The organism is Aquabacterium olei (genome assembly GCF_003100395.1).
In the GTDB taxonomy this organism is placed as follows: Bacteria; Pseudomonadota; Gammaproteobacteria; order Burkholderiales; family Burkholderiaceae_C; genus Aquabacterium; species Aquabacterium olei.
This window is the reverse complement of sequence record NZ_CP029210.1, coordinates 2,878,689-2,891,759: the sequence shown is the minus strand read 5'-3', so window position 1 is coordinate 2,891,759 and position 13,071 is coordinate 2,878,689. Positions and strand designations below refer to the sequence as shown.

Below are 13,071 nucleotides of genomic sequence, written 5' to 3'. Positions count from 1 at the left end.
GGTCAGACCAGCACGCGCTCGATGCCGCCGGCGTTGGCCCGGTCGACGTACTCACGCATCCAGTTCTCGCCCAGGATCTGCCTGGCCATCTCGACCACGATGTAGTCGGCTTCCAGCAGGCCGTTCTGCGTGTCTTCACCATAGCGGGTGAGGCCTTGCAGGCACGACGGGCAGGATGTCAGGATCTTGACGTTGTCCTTCGGGCCCACCAGACCCTGGTCGCGCAGGGCCGCCTCGCCCTTGCGCACTTCCTCGGTCTTGCGGAAGCGCACCTGGGTGGAGATGTCCGGCCGGTTGACCGCGAAGGTGCCCGATTCGCCGCAGCAGCGCTCCGACTTGATCACGCCATCGCCCACCAGCGCCTTGACCGTCTTCATCGGGTCCTGGAGCTTCATCGGCGTGTGGCAGGGGTCGTGGTACAGGAAGGCGCCCTTGCCCTGCAGGGTGATGCCTTTTTCGAGCAGGTACTCGTGGATGTCGATGATGCGGCAGCCCGGGAAGATCTTGTCGAACTGGTAACCCTGCAGCTGGTCATAGCAGGTGCCGCAGCTCACCACCACCGTCTTGATGTCCAGGTAGTTCAGCGTGTTGGCCACGCGGTGGAACAGCACCCGGTTGTCGGTGATCATCTTCTCGGCGGTGTCGGCCTGGCCGGCGCCGCGCTGGGGGTAGCCGCAGCACAGGTAGCCCGGGGGCAGCACCGTCTGCACGCCGGCATGCCACAGCATGGCCTGCGTGGCCAGCCCCACCTGGCTGAACAGGCGCTCGGAGCCGCAGCCGGGGAAGTAGAACACCGCCTCGGTGTCGGCCGTGGTCTGCTTCGGGTCACGGATGATGGGGACGTAGTTCTTGTCCTCGATGTCCAGCAGCGCGCGCGCGGTCTTCTTCGGCAGGCCACCCGGCATCTTTTTGTTGATGAAGTGGATGACCTCTTCCTTCAACGGGGCCTTGCCATGGGTGGCCGGCGGCGCGCTCGTCTGCTTGCGCGCGGCCAGCTTGAGCACGTCGTTGGCCATGCGCTGCAGCGGCATCGCCACATCGACCACGGCGCTGCGCACGAACTTGATCGTCTGCGGGTTCGTGGCATTGAGCATCAGCATGCCGGCTGCCGCCGCGGGACGGAAGCTCTTCTTGCCCATCTTGGTCAGCAGACTGCGCATCGCCATCGACACGTCACCGAAGTCGATGTTGACGGGGCAGGGCGTCACGCACTTGTGGCAGACCGTGCAGTGGTCGGACACGTCCTCGAACTCGGCCCAGTGCTTGATCGACACGCCGCGGCGCGTCTGCTCTTCGTACAGGAAGGCCTCGATCAGCAGCGAGGTGGCCAGGATCTTGTTGCGCGGGCTGTAGAGCAGGTTGGCGCGCGGCACGTGGGTGGCGCACACCGGCTTGCACTTGCCGCAGCGCAGGCAGTTCTTGAAGCTCTCGGCGATGTCGCCGATGTCGCTCTGCTGCATGATCAGCGACTCGTGGCCCATCAGCCCGAACGACGGGGTGTAGGCCTCGGTCAGGTCGGCGGCGTGCACGTCGTCGCCCAGCGCGCGCAGGGCCTGGCCGCGCAGCAGCTTGCCCTTGTTGAAGCGGCCTTCCGGGTCGACCTTCTGCTTGTAGGCCGTGAAGTTGGCCATCTCCTCGTCGGTCAGGAACTCGAGCTTGGTGATGCCGATGCCGTGTTCGCCCGAGATGACGCCGTCCAGCGAACGCGCCAGCTGCATGATGCGCGCCACGGCTTCGTGCGCCGTCTGCAGCATCTCGTAGTTGTCGCTGTTGACCGGGATGTTGGTGTGCACGTTGCCGTCACCGGCGTGCATGTGCAGGGCCACCCACACGCGGCCGCGCAGCACCTGCTTGTGGATGCGCTTGAGCTCGTCGACCACGCCGCCGAGCACCATGCCGTTGAACACCTTGGCCAGCTCGTCGCGCACTTCGCGCTTCCAGCTCACGCGCACCGACCAGGTCTGCAGCAGGTTGAAGACCGTGTCGCCCGCCTGCGGGGCGTAGCGGCCATCGCGGTGCTGGGTGTAGCCCAGGGCGGCCAGGCGGTCGTCCACCTCGGCCAGCGGGGTGTCGAGCTGGTCGTGCAGGAAGGTCCAACGCGCGCGCACCTCGGCCAGATGGGCCTGGGCCGCGGCGATCTTCTCTTCCAGCTGCTCGGCGGTCGGCAGCTCGATCGGGTCTTCGGCCTTGCGCAGCGCGGCGGCCACGGTCAGGCGGCCGCTGCCGAAGAAGGCGTCGATGGCATCCAGCAGCGCGAGCTTGTTGCGCAGGCTCAGCTCGATGTTGATGCGCTCGATGCCCAGCGTGTACTCGCCCATGCGCGGCAGCGGGATCACGACGTCTTCGTTCACCTTGAAGGCGTTCGTGTGCTTGGCGATGGCGGCGGTGCGTTTGCGGTCGGCCCAGAACTTCTTGCGGGCGTCGGCGCTGACGGCCACGAAGCCTTCACCCGAGCGGCCGTTGGCCAGGCGGATGACTTCGCTGGTGGCGCGCGCCACGCGGTCTTCGTCGTCACCGACGATGTCGCCGATCAGGACCATCTTGGGCAGGCCCGAGCCGCCCACATTGCGCTTGCTCTTGGTGGCGTAGCCCACGGCGCGCAGGTAACGGTCGTCGAGGTGCTCCAGGCCGGCCAGGATGGCGCCGCCCGGCTGCTTCATCTCCTCGAACATGAAGTCCTTGATGTCGACGATCGACGGCACGCATTCCGTCGGGTTGCCGAAGAACTCCAGGCACACCGTGCGCACGTGCTTGGGCATGCGGTGCACGACCCAGCGCGCGCTGGTGATCAGGCCGTCGCAGCCTTCCTTCTGGATGCCGGGCAGGCCGGCCAGGAACTTGTCGGTGACGTCCTTGCCCAGGCCTTCCTTGCGGAAGACGCTGCCGGGGATGACCAGGGTTTCGGTGCGCAGCGGTGTCTTGCCGTCGGCCGCAAAGTAGTGCAGCTCGAAGCGGGCTTCGGCCACGTCGTGGATCTTGCCCAGGTTGTGGTCGATGCGGACCACTTCCAGCCACTCGGCATCGGGCGTGACCATGCGCCACGAGGCGAGGTTGTCCAGCGCGGTGCCCCACAGCACGGCCTTCTTGCCGCCCGCGTTCATCGCGATGTTGCCGCCGATGCAGCTGGCCTCGGCCGAGGTCGGGTCGACCGCGAAGACGTAGCCGCCACGCTCGGCCGCATCGGCCACGCGCTGGGTGACGACGCCGGCGCCGGTCCAGATGGTGGGCACCTTGTGCGCCACGCCGGGCAGGTCGACCAGCTCGACCTCGGTCATCTGTTCGAGCTTTTCGGTGTTGATCACCGCGCTCTTCCAGGTCAGCGGCACGGCGCCGCCGGTGTAGCCGGTGCCACCCCCGCGCGGGATGATGGTGAGCCCGAGTTCGACGCAGCCCTTGACCAGCGCGGCCATTTCGGCCTCGGTGTCCGGCGTCAAGACGACAAAGGGGTACTCGACGCGCCAGTCGGTGGCGTCCGTCACGTGCGAGACGCGGCTCAGGCCGTCGAACTTGATGTTGTCGCCGCGGGTGACCTTGCGCAGGACACGCGTGGTGCGCTCGCGCAGGGCGCCCATCTCGTCGAAGGCGCGCGCGAAGCGGTCCACGGCCACACGGGCCGCATCCAGCAGCTCGGCCACGAGCTTGTCGCGCGAGGCGTCGGCGCTCGGCGTGCGGCGCTTGTCGACCTCGCCGAGGCGGTGATGCAGGGCGTCGATCAGCTGACCGCGGCGCTTGGGGTTGTCCAGCAGGTCGTCCTGCAGATAGGGGTTGCGCTGCACCACCCAGATGTCGCCCAGGACCTCGTAGAGCATGCGGGCCGAGCGGCCTGTCTGGCGCTCGGTGCGCAGCTGGCTCAGAACCTCCCAGACGCGCTGGCCCAGCAGACGCTGGACAATTTCGCGATCCGAGAAGGAGGTGTAGTTGTAGGGGATCTCGCGCAGGCGGGGCTGGCCGGCGGCGTGAGCGTCGGCGGCCTGGGCGGTCATGTGGGTCAGCTCGGTCAGTGCGTTCATGCGGGCGCCAGGTGCGAAGTGCCTGATACAGAAAAGATGAACGCGCCTGGGGCCGGGGGTGCACCCAGGCACGTTGTCCAGTGGGGGTGGTTTTCGCGCCTGAGGCGAGATGGTACCGCACCCCTATCCCCCATGCGCCAGAAATGGGCACTCCTCACGGCCTTGTGGCGGGCTTTGCCCCGGGCGCAGAATGGCTATCCTGACTGTCATGCGATGTTTCTCTCCGGCGGCCGAGGCTGGTGGCGAAGGGGCATCCCCGTTCCACCGGTCTCTTATCAAGCAGTCATGAGCCCTTCTTCCCGATCGACCCCCGCCTGGCCCTATCCCTGCTGGATCGCCCACCGTGGTGCCGGCAAGCTGGCGCCGGAAAACACCCTCGCGGCCTTCCGCATGGGGGCCGAGCACGGGTTTGCCATGTTCGAATGCGATGTGAAGCTCAGCGCCGACGGTGAGCCTTTCCTGCTGCACGACGCGGAACTCGATCGCACCACGAACGGGCAGGGCCTGGCCGGCGCACAGCCCTGGGATGCGCTGTCCCGCCTGGATGCGGGCAGCTGGCACGGGCGCATGTACGCCGGCGAGCCGCTGCTGCGTCTGGAGGCGCTCTCGCGCTGGCTGCAGTCGCTCGGCCTGCTGGTCAACCTCGAGATCAAACCCACCCCGGGTGACGAACAGCGCACCGGTCGCGTCGTCGCCGAACATGTGGCACGGCTCTGGGCCCACGCCCACGTGAAGCCCTTGCTGAGCTCCTTCAGTGTCGAAGCGCTGCGGGCGGTGCAGCGCACGTGCCCGGACCTGCCCCGCGCACTGCTGCTCGAGCGCTGGGCGGTCGATGGTGTCAAGCTGGCCCTCGACCTGGGCTGTCAGGCCATCGTCGTGCACCACCCCGAACTGGATCGCGAACGCATCCGCGCGGCGCAGGCGGCTGGCCTGAAGGTGCTGACCTACACCGTCAACGAGCCGGGCCAGGCGGCGGCGCTGTGGCTGTCGGGGCTGGACGGTTTGATCACCGACCGTGTGGACACCTTCGAGCCGCAGGCGCGCCTGGGCGCCAACCCTGCGCGGCTGATGACGCTGGCGGCCGACGCACTGGCTGTCTGAGCGGCGGCCCCAGGCGCGGGATGCCCCCGAAGTAAAACGGCGACCTTGCGGGGTCGCCGTTTTGCTTGGTGCGTGCGGGGAGCGTCAGGCCAGTGCGGCCAGCAGCTTGTCGTGGATGCCGCCGAAACCGCCGTTGCTCATGCACAGGATCTGGTCGCCGGGGCGCGCCACCTTGGTGACCTTGGCCACCAGCGCGTCGATGGTGTCGGCCACCACGGCGCGTGCGCCCATCTCGGCCAGCGCCTCATTGGCGTCCCAGCCCAGGCCGCCGCTGTGGCAGAAGGCCAGGTCGGCCTCTTCCAGCGACCACGGCAGCAGCGCCTTCATGGTGCCCAGCTTCATGGTGTTGGAGCGCGGCTCGAACACCGCCAGGATGCGCGCATCCGGCCCTACCTTGCGGCGCAGGCCGTCCACCGTGGTGCGGATGGCCGTCGGGTGGTGGGCGAAGTCGTCGTACACGGTGATGCCGCGCACGTCGCCGCGGTGTTCCAGGCGGCGCTTGACGTTGGCGAACTGCCCCAGCGCCTCGCACGCCTGCTGCGGCGTCACGCCGACGTGTTCGGCGGCGGCAATGGCGGCCAGCGCGTTCATCTGGTTGTGCTCGCCCAGCAGCGCCCACTCCACGCGGCCCACCAGCACGCCGGCCTTGAGCACGTCAAAAGCATGGGGCTCGCCGCGGGCGCGGAAGCCCGGCGTGTCGCCGCGCACGCCGAAGCGGGCCACGTCGCTCCAGCAACCGCGGTCCAGCACGCGCTGCAGGGCCTCTTCACGCGCATTGACAACCAGCCGGCCGCCTGCCGGCACGGTGCGCACCAGGTGGTGGAACTGGGTCTCGATGGCGGCCAGGTCGGCAAAGATGTCGGCGTGGTCGAACTCGAGGTTGTTGAGCACCGCCGTGCGCGGGCGGTAGTGCACGAACTTGCTGCGCTTGTCGAAGAAGGCCGTGTCGTACTCGTCGGCCTCGATGACAAAGGGGTGGCCGCTGGCCGGGCGCGTTTCGGTGCGGGTGTCGCCCAGACGGGCCGACACGCCGAAGTTCTGGGGCACGCCGCCCACCAGAAAGCCCGGCTGCCTGCCGGCGTATTCCAGGATCCAGGTCAGCATCGACGTGGTCGTCGTCTTGCCGTGCGTGCCGGCCACGGCCAGCACATGGCGACCCTGCAGCACGTTCTCGCTGAGCCACTGCGGGCCGCTGGTGTAGGGCAGCCCCCCGTCCAGAATGGCTTCCATCAGCGGGTTGCCCCGGCTGACGACGTTGCCGATCACGAACAGGTCGGGCTTCAGCGCAAGCTGGTCCACCGTGTAGCCTTCGATCAGCTCGATGCCCAGGGCACGGAGCTGATCGCTCATCGGTGGGTAGACGCCGGCGTCGCAGCCGGTCACGCGGTGGCCCGCTTCACGGGCCAGGGCGGCCACGCCACCCATGAAGGTGCCGCAGATGCCAAGGATGTGGATGTGCATGGCGCGCATTGTAGGCAGCGCACCCGGGCCCCACCGTGCTTCTGAATGCAAAGGCCACCCGCTGTGGGGTGGCCCTGGGCTGAAAGGACGAGGGCCGGGAAGCCCTCAGGCCGTTTCAGAGTTGGCGAAAGGCATTGGCCGCAGCCGCCACCGTGTCGGCAATGTCCTGCTCGGTGTGTGCCGCGCTCACGAAGCCCGCTTCGTACATGGCCGGGGCCAGGTACACGCCCTGGTCCAGCATCAGGTGGAAGAAGCGGTTGAACGTGTCGGTGCCGCGCGCCATCACGGCCTGGTAGTGCTGCGGCAGCTCGGGCGCGAAGAAGAAGCCGAACATGCCGCCCTGGCTGTCGGTGCAGAAGTCGATGCCGGCGGCCTGGGCGGCGCCGTCCAGGCCGGACATCAGGCTGCGGGTGCGTTCGCCGAGCGCGTCGAAGAAGCCGGGCTGGCCGATGAGCCTGAGCGTGGTCAGGCCGCAGGCCGTGGCCACCGGGTTGCCCGACAGCGTGCCAGCCTGGTAGACCGGGCCCAGCGGGGCCAGCTTGGACATGATGGCCCGGGTGCTGGCAAATGCGGCCAGCGGCATGCCGCCGCCGATGACCTTGCCGAACACACTGATGTCCGGGCGGAAGCCGGGGATGGCCTGCGCATACAGGCTCTGCGCGCTGCCCAGGGCCACGCGGAAGCCGCTCATCACCTCGTCGAACACGAACAGCGCGCCATGCTGGTCGCACAGCTCGCGGATGCGTTTCACGAAGGGCACGCTGGCGCGCACGAAGTTCATGTTGCCGGCGATCGGCTCGATCATCACGCAGGCGATCTCATCGCCCTGGGTGGCAAACGCCTGCTCGATCTGCTCGATGTTGTTGTACTCGAGGACCAGCGTGTGCTGCACCACCTCGGGGGGCACGCCGGCGCTGGTGGGGTGGCCGAAGGTGGCCAGACCTGATCCGGCCTTGACCAGCAGGGCGTCGGCGTGGCCGTGGTAGCAGCCCTCGAACTTGATCAGCTTGCTGCGGCCAGTGACGCCGCGCGCCAGGCGGATGGCGCTCATGCCGGCTTCGGTGCCCGAGCTGACCAGGCGCACCTGTTCGGCGCTGGGCACGTGGGCCAGGATGGCCTCGGCCAGTTCGACCTCGCGCTCGGTGGGGGCGCCGAACGAGAAACCGTCGACGGCCGCCTTCTGCACGGCCTCGAGCACGTCGGGGTGACCGTGGCCCAGGATCATCGGACCCCACGAGCCGATGTAGTCGATGTAGCGGGTGCCTTCGGCATCCCACATGTAGGCGCCCTGGGCACGCTGGATGAAACGGGGCGTGCCGCCGACGGCGCGGAAGGCGCGCACGGGCGAGTTCACGCCGCCCGGGATGACGCGCTGGGCGCGCTCGAACAGCTGGGTGTTAGTGGACATGGCGGGAAGAAGGCGGTGTCGTGGTGTCGTCGAGCGTAGGACCCTGTTCCGGGGCGGCTTCGCCCTCGGCGGGTTGCTCGCCGGGCGGCAGGGCCCAGAAGAAGCGGTCGGGGACGACGCCGCCCATACCGGGGCGGAAGCCGGCGTCCAGGGCCTGGTCGAGGAAGCTCAGCGCCTCGGACACGGCGACGTCGAGCTCGGTGCCCGACGACAGGATGGCGGCCAGCGCAGCCGAGAGCGTGTCGCCGGCGCCCACGAAGGCGGTGTCGAAGCGCTCGAAGCGCTCGCCGCACAGCGCACCCTGAGGGGAGGCCAGCACGTTGTCGATGAACTGGTCGGGCAGCTGGATGCCGGTGACGAGCACATAGTCGGCACCCAGTTCGCCGGCGGCCACGGCCAGCTCGCGTGCGGAAGGCTGGCGCTCGGCGTCCCACTCGGGCAGCAGGAAGTCGGTCAGCGTCTTGTGGCTGCCGACCAACACCCGCGTGGCAGGCAGGATGAGTTCGCGGAAGGCATCCAGGTAGGCCATCTGCGGGTCTTCGTCCATCCACGACAGGTTGGGGAGGAAGGACACGAGCGGCACGTCGGAGTAATCCGACAGGATCTCGGCCACGGCACTGACCCCCTCGGCGCTGCCCAGAAAGCCCACCTTCCAGGCGGCAATGGTGCAGTCTTCGAGGATGGAGCGGGCCTGATCGACCACGGCATCGGGGTCGATCTCGTGCGACTCGAACACTTCGGCTGTGTCGCGGATCAGCAGGCTGGTGACCACCGGCAGGGCGTGGGCGCCCATGGCGGCAATCGTGGCAATGTCTGCGCCGATGCCGGACGCACCGCTCGGGTCATTGGCATTGAAGCTCAGGACGCATGCCGGCGCACCGGAATCCTGTTCGCCGGCAACCGGGGCGGTTTCAGCGCTGTTCTGGGGTGAATTCATGCGTTCAACGGTATCTCAGATGGGCGGGCCGTGCCCACAAACCCTGGGATTCGCCGGGGCGGGGGGTGGCTACAATCGGCCCATTGTATTCAAGCTGAACTTGCAGACGTGACCGAATTCCGAACCTGGATGTGCCTGATCTGTGGCTGGATTTATGACGAGGCCGCCGGCGTGCCGGAAGAAGGCATTCCCGCCGGAACCCGCTGGGAAGATGTGCCGATGAACTGGGTGTGCCCGGAATGTGGCGCCCGCAAGGAAGACTTTGAGATGGTTCAGGTCTGACGATCTCCGGCCGATATAAGCTGTGACCACGACGACCCGCCCACGATGCGGGTCTCGAAGTTTGGAGGAGCGGGTCCGTGTCTGAAATGGAAAACAGCGTCAGGAAGGTGCTCGTCATCGACGACAGCAACACCATCCGGCGCAGCGCCGAAATCTTCCTGAAGCAGGGTGGCTATGAGGTCGTGCTGGCCGAAGACGGCTTCGACGCCCTCTCGAAAGTGAACGACCACGCGCCGGATGTCATCTTCTGCGACATCCTGATGCCGCGGCTCGATGGCTACCAGACGTGCGCCATCATCAAGCGCAATCCGCGTTTTGCCCGCACGCCCGTGATCATGCTGTCCTCCAAGGATGGCCTGTTCGACAAGGCGCGTGGCCGCATGGTGGGGTCACAGGACTATCTGACCAAGCCGTTCACGAAAGACCAGCTGCTGCAGGCCGTCTCCCAGTACATGGGCGCCTGATGTGAGCGCCGCGTGTCGTCATCCGGCGCGCTGGTAATGTTTGGAAACATATGCGGCCACGGCCTTGTGGCAGCCTGTGGTGTGTTGAGGTAATTGCATGCCGATCCAGAAAATACTGCTTGTCGACGATTCCAAGACCGAATTGCACGTGCTGTCCGACCTGCTGACCAAAAAGGGTTACCAGGTCCGCACGGCCGAAAACGGCGAAGAGGCGCTGCGCCGTCTGCAGGAAGACAAGCCCGACCTGATCCTGATGGACGTTGTGATGCCCGGCCAGAACGGCTTCCAGCTCACGCGCACCATCACCCGCGATCCGCAGTACGCGTCGATCCCGGTGATCATCTGCTCCAGCAAGAATCAGGAAACCGACCGCGTCTGGGGCATGCGCCAGGGCGCGCGCGACTACGTGGTCAAGCCCGTGAACCCGGAAGAGCTGCTGTCGAAGATCAAGGCCTTCGGCTGAGAGGGCAGGGCACATGGCCAACAAGGAAGCCCTTCGGGAACTGCAGCAGCGCCTGGCCGACCGCCTGCAGAAGGTGCGTCAGCAGGCGCCCACGCGAAACTGGCTGGCCGTCGAGATGGCCGGGCACGGGTTCCTGCTGCCGCTGGACCAGGCCGGCGAGATCTTCCCGCTGGGCGCCGTCCAGACGGTGCCGCACAGCCAGCCCTGGTTTCTTGGCGTGGCCAACCTGCGCGGCCAGCTTCATGGTGTGGTCGACCTCAGCGGCTTCCTCGGACTGAGCCGGCGCACACCGCGCCTGCCCACCGAGCAGCAGGCCCGTGACGCAGGGCGGCTCATTGCGTTCAACCACACCCTGCAGGTCAACGCCTGCCTGCTGGTGGATCGCCTGCTGGGCCTGCGCCAGGCCGGTGCGATGCAGCCCACCGAGCGAGGCCGCAGCGCGCCGCACTTTGTGGTCCAGGAGCTGGCCGACCCCCAGGGCCGCGTCTGGTACGAGCTGGACCTGGCCGCACTCGCGTCCGACGATGCGTTTCTCAAGATCGATGCCTGAGCGCCACCCCGCGCAGCAGGCACACCCGTAGTCAGTTTGGAGCAAGTTCACATGAGTTTCCTGAGTCGTATCAAGGAGCTGGGCAAGCCACGTGAAGAGGACGAAGTCCAGCCCGAGGCCCTCAGCGCCGATGGACTGGTGGTGGCGTCGGGCGTCCAGACTGTGGACACGCAGTCGGCGCAGTCGACCCTCCAGCCCGGCGGCACCACGGCCGACTCGGTGATTTCCGAGGCCGCGCCGTCGGAGTTCCCGGCGGACTACCTCGACAACCGCCGTCGCGACGACGCCATGGACGGCGCCAGCCTGGAGCCACAGTCCGGGCTGCCGCTGGTGGGCCACCTCCGCCTCGACCGCCAGCAGCGTGTGCTCGGCGGCGCGCTGGCCGTCGGCGTGCTGGGCCTGATGCTCAGCGCCTTTCTGTCGGTGAACTCTGCCGACCGCCGTGCCGCGCAGACCGGGGCCACCGGCCAGGCGCTGATGCAGTCGCAGCGGCTGGCGAAGTCGGTGTCCCAGGCGCTGGTGGGTCGTGCTCAGGCCTTCTCGGAAGTGTCCGAGAGCGCCAAGGTGCTGGCGGCGAACGTGCGGGGTCTGGCCAAGGGAGACAGCACGCTGGGCCTCAGCGAGGTGTCCGGCGGTGCCCGCGAGGCGCTGACGCCCCTGCTGCAACTGGTCGACCGTGCCGAGAAGAACGCGAACTTCGTGTTGTCGCAGAAGCAGACGCTGACGCAGGTGAGCCAGGCGCTGCGCGAGGTCAACGCCCAGTCTTCGGAACTGCTGGACCTGGCCGAAGGCATCGCCACCGCCCGCCTCGAAAAGGGCGGTGTGCCCCCGGCCGAATCGCTGGCGCTGAACCAACTCGTGATGCTGACGCAGCGCATCGGCAAGTCGGCCAACGAATTCCTGACGGTGGAAGGTGTGTCGACCGAGGCCGTGTTCCTGCTGGGCAAGGACCTCAACGCCTTCAAGGAACTCGGCGAAGGCCTGCTGTCGGGCAACGCCGAGCTGCAACTGAGCGCCGCGCGCGACCCGGCGCTGCGCGAGCAGCTGGAAGCGCTGCTGAAGATCTTCGAACGCACACGCACCCAGTCGACCTTCATCCTGGGTTCGCTGCAGGGTCTGGTGGCCGCCCGTGATGCCCAGGTGGCCGTCATCGACGACTCCGAGCCGCTGCGCAAGGGCCTGGAAGAGGTGCAGAAGCGCCTGAACGACGGCGCTGGCATCGGCGGCCTGAACGTCGCCATGATTCTGGTCTTCTTGCTGGCCACGGCCGCCTCCGCCTGGGGCCTGCTGCGCGTCTTCCTGACCGACCAGCGCCACCGCGCTCGCATCGCCGAGTTCCAGCGCCAGGAGGCCGAGCGTCAGGAGCGCGAAGCCAAGCGCGTGAACGACGCCAACCAGGCGGCCATTCTGCGGCTGATGAACGAACTGCAGATGGTGGCTGAAGGCGACCTGACACAGCAGGCCACCGTGACCGAAGACATCACGGGCGCGATCGCTGACTCGGTGAACTTCACGGTGGAAGAGCTGCGCACCCTGGTGGCGCAGGTGCAGGGCACGGTGCAGCGGGTGACCGAGACGACGGTGCAGGTGGATGCGACGTCGACCGAACTGCTGGCCGCCTCCGACGAGCAGCTGCGCGAGATCCGCGAAACCGGTGAATCGGTGCTGCAGATGGCCGGCCGAATCAACGAGGTGTCGGCACAGGCCCAGCATTCCGCTGAAGTGGCGCGCCAGTCGCTGGATGCCGCTGACCAGGGCCTGCAGGCTGTGCAGAACGCCATCGGCGGTATGAACACCATCCGCGAGCAGATCCAGGAAACCTCCAAGCGCATCAAGCGGCTGGGCGAGTCGTCGCAGGAAATCGGCGAAATCACCGAGCTGATCTCGGACATTACCGAACAGACGAACGTGCTGGCGCTGAACGCCGCCATCCAGGCCGCCTCGGCCGGTGAAGCCGGTCGTGGCTTCTCGGTGGTGGCCGAAGAAGTGCAGCGTCTGGCCGAACGCTCGGCCGACGCGACCCGTGAGATTGCCGCGCTGGTGCGCACCATTCAGACCGACACCCAGGACGCCGTGGCCGCCATGGAGCGCTCCACGCAAGGGGTGGTGGAAGGGGCCCGGCTGTCTGACGCCGCCGGTTCGGCGCTGGGTGACATCGACCGCGTGTCGCGCCGCCTTGCTGAACTGATCGAGCAGATCTCGTCGCAGGCGTTGAAGGAGGCCGAGTCCGCCAACGTGGTGGTGGCCAACATCCAGCACATCTTCGCGGTGACGGAGCAGACCGGTGAAGGCACGCGGTCGACGACGCAGCTCGTGCGCGAGCTGTCCAAGACCGCTGAAGAACTGCAGCAATCGGTGGCCCGATTCAAGATCGCTCCCTGACCCGACCCGGGAT

At 67.5% G+C, this 13,071-nt stretch carries 10 protein-coding genes; 6 read left to right on the top strand and 4 right to left on the bottom strand.

Annotated features, from left to right (window positions below; translation table 11 throughout):
- Window positions 1-2 precede the first annotated feature (2 nt).
- Window positions 3-4,010 (bottom strand): DUF3683 domain-containing protein, encoded by a 4,008-nt coding sequence (locus DEH84_RS12925; RefSeq protein ID WP_109037219.1) that lies wholly within the window; start codon window positions 4,008-4,010, stop codon window positions 3-5.
- 285 nt (window positions 4,011-4,295) lie between these two features.
- Between DEH84_RS12925 and ugpQ the strand changes: the two genes are divergently transcribed.
- The gene (gene ugpQ / locus DEH84_RS12920) at window positions 4,296-5,111 is read left to right on the top strand and encodes a glycerophosphodiester phosphodiesterase (RefSeq protein WP_109037218.1); all 816 of its coding nucleotides are present in this window, start codon (window positions 4,296-4,298) and stop codon (window positions 5,109-5,111) included.
- Window positions 5,112-5,195: 84 nt separating this feature from the next.
- Here ugpQ and mpl read toward each other — a convergent pair whose 3' ends face one another.
- From mpl to thiD, 3 genes are all read right to left on the bottom strand, one after another.
- Window positions 5,196-6,572: a UDP-N-acetylmuramate:L-alanyl-gamma-D-glutamyl-meso-diaminopimelate ligase gene (mpl, locus tag DEH84_RS12915; RefSeq protein ID WP_109038385.1), complete on the bottom strand. Its 1,377-nt coding sequence runs from the start codon at window positions 6,570-6,572 to the stop codon at window positions 5,196-5,198.
- Window positions 6,573-6,687: 115 nt separating this feature from the next.
- A complete protein-coding gene (gene hemL / locus DEH84_RS12910) occupies window positions 6,688-7,980 on the bottom strand; it encodes a glutamate-1-semialdehyde 2,1-aminomutase (protein ID WP_109037217.1) in 1,293 nt (430 codons plus the stop codon).
- Window positions 7,970-8,917, bottom strand: coding sequence for a bifunctional hydroxymethylpyrimidine kinase/phosphomethylpyrimidine kinase (gene thiD / locus DEH84_RS12905; protein WP_109037216.1), 948 nt, complete (start codon window positions 8,915-8,917; stop codon window positions 7,970-7,972). The genes hemL and thiD overlap by 11 nt, the downstream gene beginning before the upstream one ends.
- A 129-nt stretch (window positions 8,918-9,046) precedes the next feature.
- Here thiD and DEH84_RS12900 point away from each other — a divergent pair, with 129 nt between their 5' ends.
- The 5 genes from DEH84_RS12900 to DEH84_RS12880 all read left to right on the top strand — a co-directional run bounded on the left by DEH84_RS12900 (window position 9,047) and on the right by DEH84_RS12880 (window position 13,058).
- Window positions 9,047-9,199 carry a rubredoxin gene (locus DEH84_RS12900; protein ID WP_109037215.1) on the top strand — a complete coding sequence of 51 codons (153 nt, stop codon included), beginning with the start codon at window positions 9,047-9,049 and terminating at the stop codon, window positions 9,197-9,199.
- Between the two features lie 86 nt (window positions 9,200-9,285).
- Window positions 9,286-9,663 (top strand): response regulator, encoded by a 378-nt coding sequence (locus tag DEH84_RS12895; protein ID WP_109037214.1) that lies wholly within the window; start codon window positions 9,286-9,288, stop codon window positions 9,661-9,663.
- A 97-nt stretch (window positions 9,664-9,760) separates the two neighbouring features.
- Entirely contained in the window at window positions 9,761-10,126 is a 366-nt protein-coding gene (locus tag DEH84_RS12890; protein WP_109037213.1) for a response regulator, read from the top strand.
- Between the two features lie 13 nt (window positions 10,127-10,139).
- On the top strand, window positions 10,140-10,676 hold the full coding sequence (locus DEH84_RS12885; RefSeq protein ID WP_109037212.1) for a chemotaxis protein CheW: 537 nt from the start codon (window positions 10,140-10,142) through the stop codon (window positions 10,674-10,676).
- Between the two features lie 51 nt (window positions 10,677-10,727).
- Window positions 10,728-13,058, top strand: coding sequence for a methyl-accepting chemotaxis protein (locus DEH84_RS12880; RefSeq protein ID WP_109037211.1), 2,331 nt, complete (start codon window positions 10,728-10,730; stop codon window positions 13,056-13,058).
- Window positions 13,059-13,071 lie beyond the last annotated feature (13 nt).

What these genes read in the sequence shown, in the direction of transcription:
- DEH84_RS12925 (WP_109037219.1), bottom strand. Translation starts at nt 4,010, where the DNA reads ATGAACGCACTGACCGAGCTGACCCACATGACCGCCCAGGCCGCCGAC.
- ugpQ (WP_109037218.1), top strand. Translation starts at nt 4,296, where the DNA reads ATGAGCCCTTCTTCCCGATCGACCCCCGCCTGGCCCTATCCCTGCTGG.
- mpl (WP_109038385.1), bottom strand. Translation starts at nt 6,572, where the DNA reads ATGCACATCCACATCCTTGGCATCTGCGGCACCTTCATGGGTGGCGTG.
- hemL (WP_109037217.1), bottom strand. Translation starts at nt 7,980, where the DNA reads ATGTCCACTAACACCCAGCTGTTCGAGCGCGCCCAGCGCGTCATCCCG.
- thiD (WP_109037216.1), bottom strand. Translation starts at nt 8,917, where the DNA reads ATGAATTCACCCCAGAACAGCGCTGAAACCGCCCCGGTTGCCGGCGAA.
- DEH84_RS12900 (WP_109037215.1), top strand. Translation starts at nt 9,047, where the DNA reads ATGTGCCTGATCTGTGGCTGGATTTATGACGAGGCCGCCGGCGTGCCG.
- DEH84_RS12895 (WP_109037214.1), top strand. Translation starts at nt 9,286, where the DNA reads ATGGAAAACAGCGTCAGGAAGGTGCTCGTCATCGACGACAGCAACACC.
- DEH84_RS12890 (WP_109037213.1), top strand. Translation starts at nt 9,761, where the DNA reads ATGCCGATCCAGAAAATACTGCTTGTCGACGATTCCAAGACCGAATTG.
- DEH84_RS12885 (WP_109037212.1), top strand. Translation starts at nt 10,140, where the DNA reads ATGGCCAACAAGGAAGCCCTTCGGGAACTGCAGCAGCGCCTGGCCGAC.
- DEH84_RS12880 (WP_109037211.1), top strand. Translation starts at nt 10,728, where the DNA reads ATGAGTTTCCTGAGTCGTATCAAGGAGCTGGGCAAGCCACGTGAAGAG.